Origin of the sequence: Acinetobacter lactucae, from assembly GCF_001605885.1 — a bacterium.
GTDB classification, from domain to species: domain Bacteria; phylum Pseudomonadota; class Gammaproteobacteria; order Pseudomonadales; family Moraxellaceae; genus Acinetobacter; species Acinetobacter lactucae.
The window spans coordinates 63,599-81,134 of record NZ_LRPE01000001.1; the positions used below are offsets into that span (position 1 = coordinate 63,599).

General features: G+C 38.2%; 10 protein-coding genes. 7 read left to right on the forward strand and 3 right to left on the reverse strand.

Annotation, left to right across the window (positions count from 1 at the left end; all coding sequences use genetic code 11):
• The first annotated feature begins 12 nt into the window (after positions 1-12).
• The 3 genes from kdpC to AWW73_RS00305 are packed head-to-tail and all read left to right on the forward strand — an operon-like array spanning position 13 to position 4,039.
• Positions 13-618, forward strand: a complete 606-nt coding sequence (gene kdpC, locus AWW73_RS00295) for a potassium-transporting ATPase subunit KdpC (protein WP_062848386.1) — start codon at positions 13-15, stop codon at positions 616-618.
• A 38-nt stretch (positions 619-656) separates the two neighbouring features.
• Entirely contained in the window at positions 657-3,311 is a 2,655-nt protein-coding gene (locus tag AWW73_RS00300) for a sensor histidine kinase (protein WP_062848387.1), read from the forward strand.
• 11 nt (positions 3,312-3,322) lie between these two features.
• On the forward strand, positions 3,323-4,039 hold the full coding sequence (locus AWW73_RS00305) for a response regulator (RefSeq protein WP_062848388.1): 717 nt from the start codon (positions 3,323-3,325) through the stop codon (positions 4,037-4,039).
• A gap of 87 nt (positions 4,040-4,126) precedes the next feature.
• On the opposite strand, the gene AWW73_RS00310 is transcribed toward AWW73_RS00305, so the two are convergent.
• On the reverse strand, positions 4,127-5,551 hold the full coding sequence (locus tag AWW73_RS00310) for a glutamine synthetase family protein (protein WP_062848389.1): 1,425 nt from the start codon (positions 5,549-5,551) through the stop codon (positions 4,127-4,129).
• 405 nt (positions 5,552-5,956) lie between these two features.
• Here AWW73_RS00310 and AWW73_RS00315 point away from each other — a divergent pair, with 405 nt between their 5' ends.
• Positions 5,957-6,505 carry a DUF2799 domain-containing protein gene (locus AWW73_RS00315; protein WP_016145790.1) on the forward strand — a complete coding sequence of 183 codons (549 nt, stop codon included), beginning with the start codon at positions 5,957-5,959 and terminating at the stop codon, positions 6,503-6,505.
• 46 nt (positions 6,506-6,551) lie between these two features.
• Here AWW73_RS00315 and coq7 read toward each other — a convergent pair whose 3' ends face one another.
• A complete protein-coding gene (gene coq7, locus AWW73_RS00320; RefSeq protein ID WP_002119684.1) occupies positions 6,552-7,187 on the reverse strand; it encodes a 2-polyprenyl-3-methyl-6-methoxy-1,4-benzoquinone monooxygenase in 636 nt (211 codons plus the stop codon).
• Positions 7,188-7,190: 3 nt separating this feature from the next.
• Positions 7,191-8,513, reverse strand: coding sequence for an MFS transporter (locus AWW73_RS00325; RefSeq protein WP_081409426.1), 1,323 nt, complete (start codon positions 8,511-8,513; stop codon positions 7,191-7,193).
• Between the two features lie 166 nt (positions 8,514-8,679).
• Between AWW73_RS00325 and AWW73_RS00330 the strand changes: the two genes are divergently transcribed.
• The 3 genes from AWW73_RS00330 to AWW73_RS00340 all read left to right on the forward strand — a co-directional run bounded on the left by AWW73_RS00330 (position 8,680) and on the right by AWW73_RS00340 (position 17,457).
• Entirely contained in the window at positions 8,680-11,415 is a 2,736-nt protein-coding gene (locus AWW73_RS00330) for an autotransporter assembly complex protein TamA (RefSeq protein ID WP_062848390.1), read from the forward strand.
• A gap of 26 nt (positions 11,416-11,441) precedes the next feature.
• Entirely contained in the window at positions 11,442-15,950 is a 4,509-nt protein-coding gene (locus AWW73_RS00335; protein WP_062848391.1) for a translocation/assembly module TamB domain-containing protein, read from the forward strand.
• A 271-nt stretch (positions 15,951-16,221) separates the two neighbouring features.
• Positions 16,222-17,457 carry a lactonase family protein gene (locus tag AWW73_RS00340; protein ID WP_062848392.1) on the forward strand — a complete coding sequence of 412 codons (1,236 nt, stop codon included), beginning with the start codon at positions 16,222-16,224 and terminating at the stop codon, positions 17,455-17,457.
• The last annotated feature ends 79 nt before the right edge of the window (positions 17,458-17,536 follow it).

Below are 17,536 nucleotides of genomic sequence, written 5' to 3' on the forward strand. Positions count from 1 at the left end.
CTGGAGTTTGAAATGAAAACTTATGTACAAAATTCAGAAGCAAATTTGGGTCAGACCTTAAGAGCCTCTTTGGGATTATTAATTTTTACCTTAGTTGGCTGTGGCGCTGCTTATAGTGCTATCGCTACAGGTGCGGGACAGGTGTTATTTAACAATCAAGCGAATGGTAGTTTGATTGAAATAGATCATAAAGTTTTAGGGGCAAAATTAGTTGCTCAGCCATTTGTTGGAGAGGCTTATTTTCATCCACGTCCTTCAGCGGTTGCTTATGACCCGATGGCTATGGCAGGTACAAACTTAGCGCGTACTAATCCTGAGCTACAGCAACAAATTGATGCTCAGATTCTTGCTGTGAAAAAACAAGATCACACCAGTAATACACCTATACCAAGTGATTTGGTGACTAAATCTGGTAGTGGTATTGATCCGCATATTAGTCCTGAATCTGCTCAGTTACAGGTTGCCCGAGTGGCTGAAGCTCGTCATTTGGACCCTAAGATTGTGAAAGAGCTTTTGCAAAAGTATGTTGAACCGAAGCAGTTTGGTGTATTGGGGCAAGCTCGTGTTAATGTATTACAGCTCAATATTGCTTTAGATCAATTACAATCTACATATTAACTTAAAAATAAAGTTGTTAGTTTACCGGATGATATCAAGTGCAAAGCAATCGCGAAAATCAGGCTGAGGCCTTATTAAATCATGTCAACAGATATCAAGCTGGTCGACTAACAGTCTTTTTAGGTGCGGCGCCTGGTGTAGGAAAAACCTATGCCATGCTCGCCCGCGCCAAAGAATTATTTCAACAGGGCACAGATGTTGTTGTTGGTATTGTTGAAACCCATGGAAGAATAGAAACTCTAAAAATTTTGGAAGGGTTGCCTCAAATTGCTAGAAAGGAAATGCAATATCAGGGGCATACTTTAGAAGAAATGGACTTGGATGCTATTTTACTTAGGCATCCGCAAATCGTTTTGGTTGATGAATTGGCTCATCGCAATGTACCAAATAGTCGTCATGAACGACGGTGGCAAGATGTTAATGAGTTGCTAGACGCAGGTATTGATGTATTCACCACCATAAATATTCAACATTTAGAAAGCCTAAATGATGTGGTCTATCAAATTACGGGCATTCGAGTAAATGAAACCGTACCAGATCGGGTATTTGATCGTATACGAGACATTCGCTTAATTGATTTACCTGTCAGTGAGCTTATTGAAAGGCTCCATCAAGGAAAAGTCTATGTGCCAGAGCAAGCGAATCTGGCATTACAAGGCTTTTTTAGCATTTCAAATTTAACTGCATTACGTGAACTGGCAATGCAATGCGTTGCTGAGCATGTCGATTCAGACTTAAAAGAGAGCTATGCCTCTAAAGGTTTGAAGTCTATCTCGCTGCAAAATGAATTGATGATTGCGATAGATGGGCAAGGCTCTTCTGAGTATTTAGTGCGAGCAGGCTGCCGTTTAGCAGAACGTAATGGCGCTACATGGACTGTAGTGAATGTTGCTAAAAGCTTGGACTTTGGGCAGAGTTCAGGGACTTCTTATAAAAAAGAATATATCGAGATTGACCGTGCGTTTGAGTTAGCTCGACAATTAGGTGGTCGAACAGAAGTTTTATATGGGCCGCGAGTTGCTTCAGCGTTAATGGATGCCGCGGTTGATCGAGGAATTTCAAATTTGGTCATTGGCAAAAGTATTTCGCCGTGGTGGTTAAAGTTATTTAAGAAAAATTTAGCTCAGCAATTATTAAATCAAGAAAACTCAATTGCTTTAACCATTTTGCACCCAGAACAGGGTACCAAAAAGATCAATCAAATTGAAAAGCCTTCATTTTTATCATTAAAAGAAAGTATTTTTGTTTTAGCTGTGACGTGTGGCAGCATTTTTCTAGCTCATTTCGCGGAAGTTCTATTTGGTATTGAAGACTTCTCTGTCATTTTCATTATTTCAGTTTTAATTGTTGCAACTAAAACCCGAATGCTTGCTGCCGTAGTGGCAGCCTTAATCTGCTTCTTAGCTTATAATTTTTTCTTTATCGCACCACGTTTTACTTTTCAGATTTCAGCACACCAAGGGGTCGTTACTGTTGTTGCTTTTTTTGCAGCAGCGTTAATCGCTGGACGTTTGGCCTCTCAGTTACGCCAGCAAGTTTTGTCTTTAAAAGCAGCAAATGCCTACACTACGGTAATGCAAGATTTGGCACGTAAGCTTTCTAGTGCCGTCAACCTTGAAGAAGTCATGCAAACAGGTCGAATGACTTTAGAAACACAGCTTCAAACAAAGGTATGGATTTCTATTCAAGATAGGGTAATTTCGTCTGATGTTGAGCTAAATGATAAAGAAAAAGTAGCTGCAGAATGGTGTTTGAAACACAGGCAGCCGTGTGGGCGTTTTACAGATACACTCAGTCAGTCAAACTGGTGGTTTTTACCTCTTTTAGAACAGAAAAATAGCCTAGGTATTGTGGGAATTTACTTTAGGGATGATGTAGTTTCCTTAAATTTTGAGCAGAAGAAACTAACGGAAAGTGTGGTCGAGTATATTGCTCAGGCAGTACTTCGAACCCAATTGGTCAATGAGCTTGAACAAGCAAAAGTCACCAGCGAAACAGAGCGCTTACGTTCAGCTTTATTATCGTCGGTATCGCATGATTTACGCTCGCCACTTGCTTCTATTATTGGGGCGGCAGACACGCTTGCGAATTTTAAAGCTGATATGTCAGAACAAGACCAGCAAGATCTGCTTGAAACAATTCATTTAGAAGGTGAGCGCTTAGATCGTTATATTCAAAATCTACTTGATATGACCCGTTTGGGACATGAGGGCCTATCTTTAAAAAGGGATTGGATTGGTATAGATGAATTAATTGGTTCGGCAACCCGCCGTTTAAAGCGCTACAAACCTGATATTCAAGTGATCGTTCAGTTGCCTGAACAAACTATTAGTTTGTATGTCCACCCAGCACTAGTAGAGCAAGCTATTTTTAATGTTTTAGAAAATGCCGCAAACTTTTCACCTCCAGATGAACCAGTTATGATTCGTACTCATCTTTTGTCAGACGATGAAGTAAAAATAGAAATTGAAGATAAAGGTGCAGGAATCCCTGAAGACGAAAGACACCGCATTTTCGATATGTTTTATACGATGGAGCGTGGAGACCGTGGAAAATTCGGTACAGGTTTAGGGCTAACAATTGTAAAAGCGATTATTGGTGCTCATATGGGTACAATAGAAGCATTTTCAGGGCGCCAAAATAAAGGTACTTTAATTCAAATCAAATTACCCATTCGTCCAGTAAAAGAATAAGTTGTAAATTCATGATAAGTCCAGAAACATCACCTGTAGAAACACGTATTGTGATTATTGATGATGAGCCTCAAATCCGTAAATTTCTAGACATTGCTTTAAGAACTCAAAAATACAAAACCACGCTCTGTGAAACGGGTTACAAAGGCCTAGAGGCATTGGCAACCCAAGGGGCTGATTTGGTTATTTTAGACTTAGGCTTACCCGATTTAGATGGAAAAGAAGTGCTTCAAGAATTACGTAGCTGGTCGAATGTTCCCGTTATTGTGTTATCTGTCCGTGCTGATGAATATGAAAAAGTTGCCTTGCTAGATGCAGGTGCAAATGACTACATGACCAAGCCTTTTAGTGTGCAAGAGCTTTTGGCGCGTATACGTGTCATTCTAAGAAATCAACCGATTCAGCAAGAAGCTCATGGGTATGACGATGGCTATCTCAAGGTCGATGTCATGCAACGATTAGTTTGGATCGAGCAACAGCCAATTACTTTAACTCGAAAAGAGTTTCAACTTTTGACGCTATTAATGCGCTATCAAGGGCAGCTTTTAACACAGCCTCAGCTCTTAAAAGAACTGTGGGGCCCAACCCATCAGGAAGATACGCACTATTTACGTATTTTAGTGGGCAAGCTACGCAGTAAACTGGGGGATAACGCGATTCAGCCACGTTATATTGCAACTGAGCCAGGTGTTGGATTACGTTTTTTAGCTAAGCAGAAAAATCATTAATAGATATAAAAAAACCTTAGGGTATTTCTCCCTAAGGGTTCGCTGAATACAGTGTTTCTTTATTTTTATGTCATAGTGTTTTTTGAGTTATATATCCCAATGTTGTTCTGCTTCGGTCATTTGACTGTAAATATTTTGATATTCAGCCTGTTTAACCGTGTACCAATGCTCTACAAAGTCTGCTCCTAAATATCCTTTTAAAATAAGACTTCCTTTAAATATTTTTAAGGCTTCCGGTTGATTGTTGGCTAATAAAATGTGCTCGTCTGGAAACTTTAAAAGATGTGCAGGTTTTGGTAGCGGTAATTTATGAGATAAGCCATAAGATACACCCGCTAAAATTGTTGCTGTAACGAGATAGGGATTACAGTCGGCTCCAGCAACGCGATATTCTAAGCGTTGATTTTGTACATCTGAGCATGGAATCCGGATTGCTACGTTACGGTTATTGGTGTCCCAATTGGCTTCTAATGGCACATGATGTCCAATTTTAAAACGTCTATAAGAATTAATATTAGGCGATAAAATAGCCATAGATGCAGGCATTAATTCAATAAGTCCGCTAATTGCGCTGAGTAATTTGATGGAAAGCTTATCTTTTTCTACTTCTGAACTAAATATATTTTCATGGTACTGATTGAGCAAGCTCATATGAAAATGCATACCACTACCAGCTTTTGCCAAGTTTGGCTTTGCCATGAAACAAGCAGTTAAGTCATGTTTTTTTGCGACTTGTTTTACAATTCTTTTTAAGGCATTAATTTGATCGCAAAGCTTTAAAATATCATGACTGTGTTGAAGATTTAATTCATATTGTCCAGGGGATGACTCTGCAACAATAGCGGTAATTTCAATAGACTGTAATAGAGCGGCTTTTTCAACTTCTTCTAGAACTTGTTGGTAGTTATTTGGCGCATCTATATCAAAACATTGGTTTTCTGAACATGTCTCAGACTGATGCTGAGGTGAGAAAAGGTAAAACTCTAGCTCGGCAGCCATGACAGGGAAATAATTATTAGTATGTAACTGATTTAATAATTTTTTTAATATGTTGCGTGGTTCATAATGACAGTCTGAACCATCTTCTTCTTGCATTGTGAGGAAAAGTTGAGCATTGAATTCAGGGGATAAGGCACTTGGTTGCAAGCTGCCTAAAATGGGCAGACAAAGTCTATCTGGCTCACCAATGTATTTTCCTAGACCTGTCTCTTCAATCACTTTTCCATCAAGGCTCATGGCGTAAACAGAAAGTGGAAAATAACATCCATTAGATAGATTTTTCAGACTCTTGACGTCAATACGTTTACCACGAATGTGCCCGTTTAAGTCATGCAAACAAATATCAATGTGCTGAGTGTGAGGATATAAATTTAAATATTCATCAACTTCTTTCAGAAAAAGCTCTGAGTTGAAAGTGCTAGGTTGTACTGGAGGATTAAAATCATCTGATATTTTAAATGCCTTAAAAAGAGGATTTTGTAAGTTTAAATTAGGATAAATAAGCGTACTCATTATAAAAACCTTGGTGGTTATTTAGCTAAAATCCTACCGTAGCCTTTGACGTTAATCTCGTAAAAAAAGAGTAAAATGATGAAAGATTCAATTATAAATAATTTTGATTTTTTTATTTTAATAATCAATATTTTGATGCTTAATTTGATAATCAATTTTTAAAGTAAAATTAGCGTATAAGAGCAGTCAGCGCATTATAAAATTCTACTGATTTCTCTTTTTAAAATTAAACAAAGCTAAAAATTTAAGCTTCTCATTTGGTGAGATGGTCAAACTGCTTTAAACTTAAATGCTTATCCAGTTAAACATTTATTTATAAATCTTGAATTGAGCAAGGCTTATATAGCACATGTACTGGAATTTTATTTTTTGCGTTTTTTAATTTTATTTTTGAGTTTTCTTAATATGAAAAATATCGGTTTAGCCATTTTAGCAATCAGCCTTTCAGGTTGTGCTGCAATGAGCGTAGAAGAATGTAAGACTGCGAATTGGTCATTAGTGGGTGAGAAAGATGGTTCAAAGGGATCTTCGCCACGTTTAGATCAATATTATAAAGCGTGTGGAAAAGCCAATATTGTTCCAGATCAAAAGTCATATGAGCGCGGGTACAAAGAGGGGCTAGGATATTATTGTCAGCCTGCAAATATTTTTTATAACGCTTTAGAGGGCAATGGCAATATTAATGTGTGCCCAGTTGAGCAGCGCAATCGTTTAAGACCTTATTATCAAGCAGCTTCCGATTACTATAATGCAAAAGCTGAATACGATCGTTATGACGAAAAGTTTAAGCAATATTCTGATAATGCCTACAACGAAAAATTAAAGCCAGAAGAGCGTGAACGTTATCGTAAGCTTTTAAGAGAATTACAAATTGATCGTGACCGCATTAACAGAAACTATTGGAACTCAATTCGAGATATCGAACGTTTCAAATATGATCACGGGTTAAAATAATATTTTAAAAAAGGATTGATCGGAATGAGATCAATCCTTTGTTTTTTTAAAGATAATAACTAGTTTTTGTCATTAACTTTGAAATCGCAGTCATCGTGATTTTTACTGCATATGGTAACTCAACACCGCCTGCTTCAAGCGCAGTATGACGGTGGTGCAATTCATCCTCATTCATTTGCTCTAAAATTTTACGAGAGCGCTCATCTTGAGCTGGTAATTGGTTTAAGTGATCTTGTAAATGCAGACTAACCTGACGCTCAGTTTCAGCAACAAAACCTAAGCTATATTTATCACCAGCAATACCTGCAAGAGCACCCATGCCATATGACAACCCATACCAGATTGGGTTTAACAAACTTGTATGACTATTTAATTCTTTTAAACGATCTTCGCACCAAGCTAAATGATCTTGTTCTTCAATCGCTGCTTGTTGCATTTCCTGACGTACATTTGGCAATTTCGCTGTTAATGCTTGCCCATGGTAAAGTGCTTGAGCACACACTTCACCACTATGATTAACACGCATTAAGCCTGCGACATGGCGAGCATCTTCTACGCCAAGTTTTGTTTCTACTGTTTCAGCTGGATTTTGACGCTGTGCTGCTGTTGCACCCGGAACAAGACTACGCAATGCCTGATCAAATGAGTTAATAAGTTGATCAATTCCAGTATAGTGGCGCATAAATTAGTCCTCTAAAGAAAGGTGGGCTGTGGCAAGCATTGGTTTTAGTCGGGCAAGAAGCCAGATACTAAAGATTGCACTAAGTACAGCTGTAATAATAAATAGTATTTTAATATCAATTTTTAAAACACTTAAGATTAAGATTGAAAAAATTGCAGAAGAAACCATAAAAACGGCATTTAAGATGTTATTCGCTGCAACAACTCGAGCACGATGTGAGCGTGGTGAGTAAGCCTGCATCATGGCATACAAAGGAACTATATAAAAACCGCCACTAATACCCAGTAAAGTCACAGCAATCATGACATGGTAGTAAACCCAGCCCTGAGTAAAAACATCTTTTAAGGTAAGTAATGCCCCAGTTCTTTCGGGTACAAAAGCTAAACTGGCAGCAAGGTAGAGCGCAAAAACAGTAAGGCCAACTGCACCAATCGGCACCATTTTAATATTAATTTCTGAACCACCAATTTTACGGCAAAGAAGAGAACCCACACCAATACCGACTGAAAAGAAAGTCAGTAACAGACTAACCACATTTTCTGATGCATGCAGATTTTGTTGGGTCAGCTGCGGAATTTGAGTTAAATAAGTCGCGCCATAAAACCAGTACCATGAGTTGCCTAGCAAAATTGTGAATACTAGCGGTAAGCTTTTGGCATATTTAATGGTTTGGAAACTGGTACGGATAAAATTCCAGTCAATTTTTAAGTCAGGTGCAGCAACTTTTTGTGGCAGAATGAAACGACTAAATAAATAGCCTATGCAAGCAATAGCCACGACGGTGATACTAATCCACAATAAATTACCATCTGATGAGGCAATAACGGCACCACCTAAGATCATTCCGAACAAGATCGCCATGGATGTGCCGGATTGAAATAGCGCATTACCCGACATTAACTCGTTCGGTTTTAAGATTTCAGGCAAAATTGCATATTTAATCGGTCCGAAGAACGTCGAATGTGTACCCATCAAAAATAAAGCAAGAAGAAGTAGCCATAAGTTTCCTAACAGTAAACCCGCAGTACCGATGAGCATAATAATGATTTCTAAAATTTTAATACCACGGACGAGTTGAGATCGTTCGTATTTGTCGGCGATTTGTCCAGCTGTGGCTGAAAAAAAGAAATATGGCAGTATAAACAAGAGGGCTGCCAAATTATTAAGCGTGCTTACCGGAGCAGATTGTTGCTGAATCCATCCATAAGTAATCACCAATAATAAAGCTTGCTTAAAAACGTTATCATTTAATGCGCCAAAAAACTGGGTAAAAAACATCGGTACAAACCGACGTGAGGTCATCAGGTGCTCATCTTGTTTCATCATGTGCAAACTTCATTGTGTTTTATAAAAAAATGTGACCGAGTGTTAATTTGCATCGAAAACCATGTATGATATTTTTAACGCTTGATTAAATGAAAAATCAATGGTTTTGAGTGAGTTTTACACTCACATTGGTGCGTTTTATTAAAAAATAAGTCTAGAGTTTTCTATGCCTTCTAAAATTAAGTTTAAACAGTCAACTCTCTCTCATTCTATGCATTTAATTTTAAAAATGCAGGGGATTCCTAAACTTATTTGTAGCAGCTTGTTGTTAAGTGTTTGTGTAACGCCAAGTTTTGCTCAAACTTCTTCTGCAGTAGCTGATTCATCAAGTTTAAATCAAACTGTATCTGATGAGTCAACTGAACAATCAGCTCAAGTTAATCAGCAATACACTGCTCCAGTGACAGATGTGGCTACACTTGTGACTCAAGCTCAGCAACAACAAGATAGCTTGGCTATATTGCAACAACAAGAACAATTTCCAAATCAAATTGATGAATTTAAGCCAATTGCTCTTGATAATCTTGAAGATTTACCTGAGATGCCTGTTGATCAAAGCATGGCAAATGAAATTTATAGGGTAGCAGAAGAAGCTAAAAGTGAAGCGCAGAACTTTCAAAATGGGACACAGAAGCAGTCTGAAGTTAGTGTAAGCGATGCAACTCAATCTGAGTTGAATCAGATTAATCAGGCGCCTGTGAATATTGATCAGCTCATGCAAGAGATTAAATCTGATAGTAAGATTGTTGTCGAAGCCAATGAGACTGGGAAAACACTGCCTGAATTAACACCAGAGGTCGAAGAACCACCTGAGCAAGCTGGCTTCTTTAAGCGTATTTTAAATAAAGTACGTCCACCGCGTGCAATTCCGATGGAGCAAGTGCCGCGTATTAGCGCAGAGGTAGAAGGCGCTTCAGATGAGTTGGCTAAAAATATTAAAGGTAAATTATCAACATTTACTCAAGAATCATTTGAAGACTTCAATGCTGCTTTACCTCAGCTTAGAACATTGAGTAATCAAGCTGCTCAAGCGGTTGGTTATTATAATGCTGAGTTTCGATTTGAAAAATTAAGTCCGAGTCGGGTACGTGTCCGAGTAACACCAAATGAGCCAGTACGGATTAATGAGCAAAATATTGAATTTACAGGTCCTGGTGAAAAGCAGCCACAATTTCAGGTTATTCGTTTAGTCCCTGATCAAGATGTGGGTGATATCTTTAACCACGGTTTATATGAAACGACCAAAGACCGTATTGTGGATGCAGCATCTGATAACGGTTATTTTGATGCTTATTGGCGACTGCACGATGTGAAAGTGAGTCAACCGGAAAATAAGGCCGATATCAATTTACGCTATGAAACAGGTGAGCGTTATAAATTAGATAAAGTTGAGTTTCGTATGAGTGATCCATCGAAACCTTTGCCATTAAATCAAAATATATTAGAAAGTATGGCGCCTTGGAAAGAGGGTGATGACTATGCCTTCTGGCGTGTAAATGTGTTAGCAAATAACCTAACTAACTCACGTTATTTTAATTACACTTTGGTTGATAGCATTAAACCAGATCCAATTGAAAAACCACTTGAGCTACCACCAGATTTACAAGCTTTGGTCGATGAGCAAAACATTGATGTTGATGAGTCTGATTTACTTTCACCTGAACAACGACAACTTGCGAAAGCGCGTCAACTAGCGACCTCTAATAAAGAAGTTACGCAAAACGTAGTAGATGAAAAGCAGTTTGCTGGGACACAAAGTGCAAAAGAGGCAGAGCCTCAAACTGCAATGTTGAAAAGCGCCTCAGTTCAACAAAATGAACAAGAAACTGAACAGGACCGTTTGCAAGCTCAAGCAAGAGAAACAAAAAGAATTCCAGTTATTGTGACTTTAAATGCAGATAAGCTAAATAGTTTGGAAACAGGTATTGGTTATGGAACCGATACAGGTGCGCGTTTACGTACCCAGTATCGCCGCGCTATTGTAAATAAATACGGTCATTCTTTTGATTCTAACTTAGAGGTTTCAGAAATTCGTCAATCTATTGATGGGCGATATAGTATTCCTTATAAACACCCATTAAATGACTATTTTAATATTGTGGGTGGATATGAACGTGAAACACGTGATGATATTGGTCCAGATGTAAGTTTATTAACTGAATCGGCTGTTTTTGGTGGTGAACGGGTAATCAAGCGTCCACTAGGAAACTGGCAACATACAATTGGTGTCCGCTATCGTTTAGACCGTCTTACACAACAAGGTGATGTTGATATTTCTGAGTTACCGGATGCGTTTAAAACTGCGGCATCTGAGCAGGAAGCATTATTATTTAGTTATGAAACATCTAAAACTTCAAGTAATACACGTTTAAACCCAACCAAAGCTTTTAAACAAACTTATAAATTAGAATTAGGTAGTGAAAGTTTACTATCTGATGCCAATATGGCAATTGCAAGTGCGGGTTGGAGATTTATTTATTCTCTAGGTGAAAATGATGATCATCAATTCGTTGGAAGATCTGACCTTAGCTACATTTTTACCGATGACTTTGACAAAGTGCCATACAATCTTAGATTCTTTACGGGTGGTGATCAAACTATTCGCGGATTTGACTATAAAAGTCTTTCTCCAGAAGTAGATGGATATAAAATTGGAGGCCAGGCTTTAGCTGTAGGTTCTTTAGAATATAACTATCAGTTCAAAGATGGATGGCGCGCAGCTATTTTCTCTGACTTTGGTAATGCTTACGATAAAGACTTCAGCAATCCAGCAGCTTATAGCGTTGGGGTCGGAATTCGCTGGAAGTCTCCAATCGGTCCAATCCGTTTAGATGTCGCTTCGGGTATTTCAGATGAAAACCATCCGATTCGTTTACATTTCTTTATAGGCCCACAACTTTAAAAATAAAATTTTATTAGGTTTATTTTATGGCGGAAGTAGAACAGCAGCCCACTTCGGCACCTAGCTCTCCTAAGAAGAAGCGTCGCATTTTGCGTAGCTTCTTGCTGACGATATTGATCATATTGTTATTATTGGCTTCTTCGTTGGTCATTATGATGTCAACAGATCGCGGAAGTCGTTTTTTATTAGATCGGGTTTTAGAAGCTCAGAAAATAATTAAATATGAATATGAAGGCGGCAACTTACTGCGGGGCATCATTCTTAAAAATGTGTTGGTGCAATTAAAAGACGTTGATGTTTCATTAGATCGAGCTGATGTAGGCTTGGGATGGCGCTCTTTATTATTAGAAAAAGAAGTGCATTTGAGCCATGCAGATGTGCGTAACTTACGTATTATTAATAAAACTCCGCCTTCTGGTAAACCGTTTGAATTTAAACCCATTAAATTGCCATTTGTTTTACGCGTAGATGAGGGAGATGTTGACCATTTAGAACTTAAATTGTCGAGCTCAGATGTAAGTTTCTATAATGTCCATTTACAAGATGCGCTCTGGTCAGAGACCAAACTAGAGTTTGAAAAATCTAGTATGGATATGGGGTATCTTTCAGTCCATAACGCGACAGGTAAAATGGACTTTAGTGGTAAATATCCATTAAATGCCACAGCAGATTTAAGAATTCCGTCTTTAAAAAGTCTAAATATTCAGAATATTAAAGTTGCAGCTCGCGGAAGTTTAGATACTTTAAAAGCTGGCGTGGCTACAACAACTCCAGATTTATTAACGGGTTGGGTAATCTTACATCCTGTTCGCGATGAAGTTCCGATGCAGGGTGAATTATTGCTAAGAAACTACCACTTGCCTTTATTACAAGAACAAAAACTCTTTGCAAAAAATGGTGTGATCAAGTTTCAAGGTGATATTAAACAACTTAATTTAGCACTTGATACAGATTTAAAAGGTGAGAATTTACCTGAAGGTCAATACAACGCTTTAATGAATACTGATTTGGTTAATCAGTTGAATATCACTGATTTTAATGGCCAAGTTATGAAAGGTGCTGTTAACCTTAAAGGTTTGGTAAGTTGGAAAGATCATGTCACTTGGGATATCAAAGGTCGTTTAGATCACATTAATCCTAAAGACAAAGCGATTCCTCAGGTGGTTCAAGACTTTTTGCCACCAAGTTTAGATGCAGCTGTTGCCTCAACTGGCTCATTAGAAAAAGGCACAGAAGTATTTGCTCATATTAACTTTGATCGTTATGAGTCTTGGAAACTCAAACTTAATCAGGCACCTGAAAAGAATAATAAACCTCAGCCGATGCTCATGAATGTGGCTTGGGCAAATATAGATCGTGCAATGCCTTATATTGGCTGGTTAAGTAGTGACAATGGTCAAGTTGATTTAACATTACGTGATGGTCAACAAGATATTAAAGTTGCAACAAAAGTATATCAGCATGAAAAAACTTTATTGCCAGCAGGACAATATCTAGCCAACCTGAATGTTAAAGATAATATCTTAAATGTTCCTAATTTTAGTTTTGCTGCTGAAAAAGGCAGCTTAACAGGACAGGCTAAAGTTTTATTACCTACTGAAAAACGTCAGCTGGCTTGGAATGCATTATTAAATGCGAAAGATTTTAATCCACAAAGTATTCATGCAGCAGCACCAGTAAACCTATTAAACGGTTCGATTAAGGCAAATGGTTTTGCTAAACCAAACCAGCAAATTATCCAATTTGAGAAAATTGATTTAACGGGTCGATTGGCTCAAGCTGGTCAAGAAACGGTAAGTTTAGGCGGAAAAAGTACAGCAGCCCTTTTATTTCATGATGTAAAAGCTGGTGGGGGCTTTAAAGGCTTTGCAGTTAATTATGATGGGTCTTTAAAAGCCTTAAAACAGGCGAATGGTTTGTTGAAATTTGCTATAGCCGGTACACCAGATTATATTCGAATTAGCCAATTACAACATGATGGTGTGGCAGGAAAAATCTATGCGACAGGTTCTGTAAATTTAAAAGACCGTATTGCATGGGATATTAATAGCTCATTAGTACGCTTTAAACCTCAATATTTTGCCTCAACTGTTAAAGGTGAAATTTCAGGGAATCTGAAAACCCAAGGGGTTTGGTCTGATCACTTGAAGCGAATTAATATTCAACAATTGAATCTTGCTGGCTTTTTGAATAATAAACCTGTTCGAGGTAAGGGGAATTTATCTTTATTGATGGATTCCAACCAAAATGGCTTTTTACCTCAGCAGTTTGAAGCAAATAACTTATTTTTAGTGTATGGGCAGAACCAGCTACAAGCTACAGGTAATGCACAAAATCTAAAAATTAAGCTCAATGCATCAGCACTCTACGAATTATATCCAGGGTTACGTGGTCGAGCTTATGGTAATCTTAATGTTCAATCACAGCCACGTTTAAAAGCAACAGCAAATATTGCAGTAGATAATTTTGCTTTTAATACACTTGTCAGTGTGAAGAGATTAAGTATTCAGGGTGAGCTTCCAACATCAGAAACAACACCGACTCAATTAACCGCAAAATTAGATAATTTACGAAGCGGAAATAGAGAAATCCAGTCTGCAGAAGTGAATTTGACGGGTACAAGAAAAGCACATTTATTGAAAGTACTCGGTAATAATAAAATTTCGAAGTTCTATGTTCAGTTGGCAGGCGGGTTTAACCAAAACAATGACTGGTTAGGACAGATTCAAAAAGGAAGCTTTGATTCACGACGAATTCGTTTGGCACAAAATCAAAATGCGCCAATAATTTTTACTTCTGCACGATCTGAGTTATATGTAGGTCAACATTGTTGGCAAAGCACCAATAGTCAGCTTTGTTTTGATCAGCCTGTACGGGTGAGTAAAGCACGAGGTAATGTTTCCTTTGTAACTCAGAACATGGACTTAAGCGACTTCGCTGCATTTATGCCAGAAGGCTTAGCAATGACTGGACAATTAAATGGTTACGCTAAGGCATCATGGGTAAATGGAAGTAATCCAAAAATTGACGCACGTTTAATTACGCGTAAAGGGGAAATCGGTTTAGCTGCTGAAGATCCACAAGACCCTGCAACGACTTTGGCTTATGATGAGTTAGGGGTGATTGCAAAAAGTGTATCAGAGGGTCTGCTATTCCGTGTTGATGTTAAAACACCAGATATTGGTACGGGTTATGCGAACGTTATTATCAACCCATTCCAGTCATCAATGCCAATGCATGGCGAGGTGGCCTTTAATGATGTTCAATTAAAAGTCTTAAAACCATTTATTCAAGATGTTCGTTCAATGAGTGGTACTTTAGCCTTGGCAGGTAAAATCAACGGTACATTAACCCAGCCTCAGTTTACTGGTGAAATGCGTCTGAAAAATGGTGCCATCAGTATGATTTCTCTACCGGTAAATTTAACCAACGTTCAGGTGTATTCATCAATTCGTCAAGATATGGCAACCATTGATGGAGCATTTAATAGTGGACAAGGTGTAGGGTTACTTAAGGGTAGTTTTGAATGGAAAGATGCGCCACGCCTTCAATTAAATCTTAAAGGTGATAATTTATTAGTGCGCCAAGCTCCATTAATTACCGCAATTGCCAATCCGAACTTGACACTTGATATGTATCCTTTCGATAAGCGCTTAAGCTTAAAAGGATCTGTAGATGTTCCTCGCGCACGTATTTCAATGCCAGAAACATCTGCTCCAGTGATTAATACCTCATCAGATGTTCGTATTGTGCGCCAAGGCCAAGATCCACTTGCAATTTTACGGGCCGCTAAACCTTGGGATATTCGAGCTGACATTGCTGTTAATATTGGAAAACAAGTTATCTTCCAAGGTTTTAACAGTAATATTCCATTAGTTGGTCGTCTAAACTTAAGCCAACGTGGCTATGAGACTGCAATGAGAGCTAATGGGGCAATTGGTGTTAGTCAAAAAGTGAAAATCGAAGCCTATGGACAAAGTCTAGACTTGAACCGAGCAATTGCCCGTTTTAATGGACCACTCGCTAACCCGACTTTAGACATTGATGCAAATAAAAATGTTCAAGGTAGTATGGTTGGGGTACGTGTTACTGGTACTGCGACATCGCCAAACATTCAGGTCTATAACGATGCAGGTCTATCTGAGCAAGAAGCATTAAATGCGCTTGTTACTGGTCGTATTAATGAAGGTTCGAGTGGTTTGAGTAATGCAGAAGGTTTTAAATCTGATGTAAACAACACCATTGCTGCTGCTGGTATTAGTATGGGCTTGGGTGGTACACGAGCTTTAACTAATCAGATTGGACGTACGTTTGGTTTGAGTGGCCTAGCTTTAGATGCACAAGGTACAGGTGATGATACGCAAGTGAGTTTAACGGGTTATATCACACCGGATCTGTTTATTCGTTATGGTGTTGGGGTGTTTACTCCTGTAAATAAACTCACACTACGTTATCAAATGAATCGCCGTTTATACCTTGAAGCAAGTCAATCTTTAGAAAGAGCGATCGACCTTTTCTACAACTGGCGCTTTTAGTTGATTGAAACCAATAATGAATGAATTAAAAAGCTCACTCCAAGTGGGCTTTTAATTTATTAACACCGTCACAAAATTTAAAAAAGTTGGATATTTATTAAATAAACATCAGTTTCTTAAAAGTAATCAAACCCTGAGTAGGTTCTGATTAAAGAAAATTCACTTGAAAATTGCTCTTTTATAAATTAGCTTTCAGAAGCATTAAATGAAATTAAATTGATAAGACCTTGTTGATAAGTGCAAATAAGGTGGTTCTTTCAAGGATATAGCAGTGAAAATAAATACTTGTGTTGAAATTAAATATGGCAAGGAAAACGATACGAATATTAAATATCGTGGGCTAATTCAAAAGTTAACAGTAACATTGTCATTGACGCTTTTGTCATTTGGATGGGGCTCCACCGTAAATGCCGCACAACAACAAATCGCTTTAGTGGGAACATGGACATCGATTCCAAATGCACCACTTGTGCAAAAACCAAAACAAGCTAGTGAAGGTTTATACCAGCTTCAAGTAAATAGCGATGGAACTTTAACACCAGTTAATGTATTGAAAATGAAAAGTCCTTCTTGGATTGTGAAATCGAAAGATGGCCGTTTTGCATATACCACGAATGAAGAAAATGAAGGAGCGGTGACTGCCTTATCAATTCAGAATGGAAAGGTTGAAGTATTGAACACAGTGGATAGCCATGGCGGGCATCCAACGCACGCATCGATTAGTTTAGATGGTAAATTCCTGTTTGTATCGAACTATTCGGCATTTGATAAAGGTCGTGGTGGTGTGGCTGTTTTACCAATTTTGCCAAACGGTCATTTGGGCGAAAAAGTACAAAATATTGTTTTTGAAGAAGGTTCGGGCCATGTCAAAGGCCGCCAAGATAGTGGTCATGCTCATTCGACAACTTTCAGCCCAGACGGTAAGTATTTGTATGCTAGTGATCTTGGCAATGACAAAGTCTATGCCTTTCGTTATAACCCAAACAAGCCTCAACCACTCGAGGCGGATAGCAGCAGAGATGTGACTTTTACGCATGGTTCTGGTCCACGTCATATGGTCTTTTCACCAAATGGCAAACATGCGTATGTTACCGCAGAAATGCGCAGTGAAATTGTGACATTTAACGTGCAAGATGGTCATTTGAAAAAAGTAGCTGAGCTAAAACTGGTACACGAGGACAAAACACCTGAATTTAAGAGCGCGAGTGGAATTATCCTTAGCCCAAAAGGTAAATATGTGATTGCTGCCAATCGAGGTGCAGACAACAAACTTTTAGTATTTAAAATCCAACAGAATGGATTGCTAGCTAAGCCAGTTGTTTATAAAGCGAATGGTATTGAACCACGTGCTTTCTCATTCGATGCATCTGGTAAATATCTATATGTAACCAATGTTTACAGTAATAACATTAGTTTATTCCGTTTTGATGAAAAAAATGGCACGTTAAAATCAGCTGGCGATGCAGCAAAAATATCAACACCTACGGATATCAAATTCTTTAATTAATTTAAATCACTAAACTGGTATTTTTAATATTTCATATAAAAAACCGAGATTTTGTTGTCTCGGTTTTTTTATGGCAGTT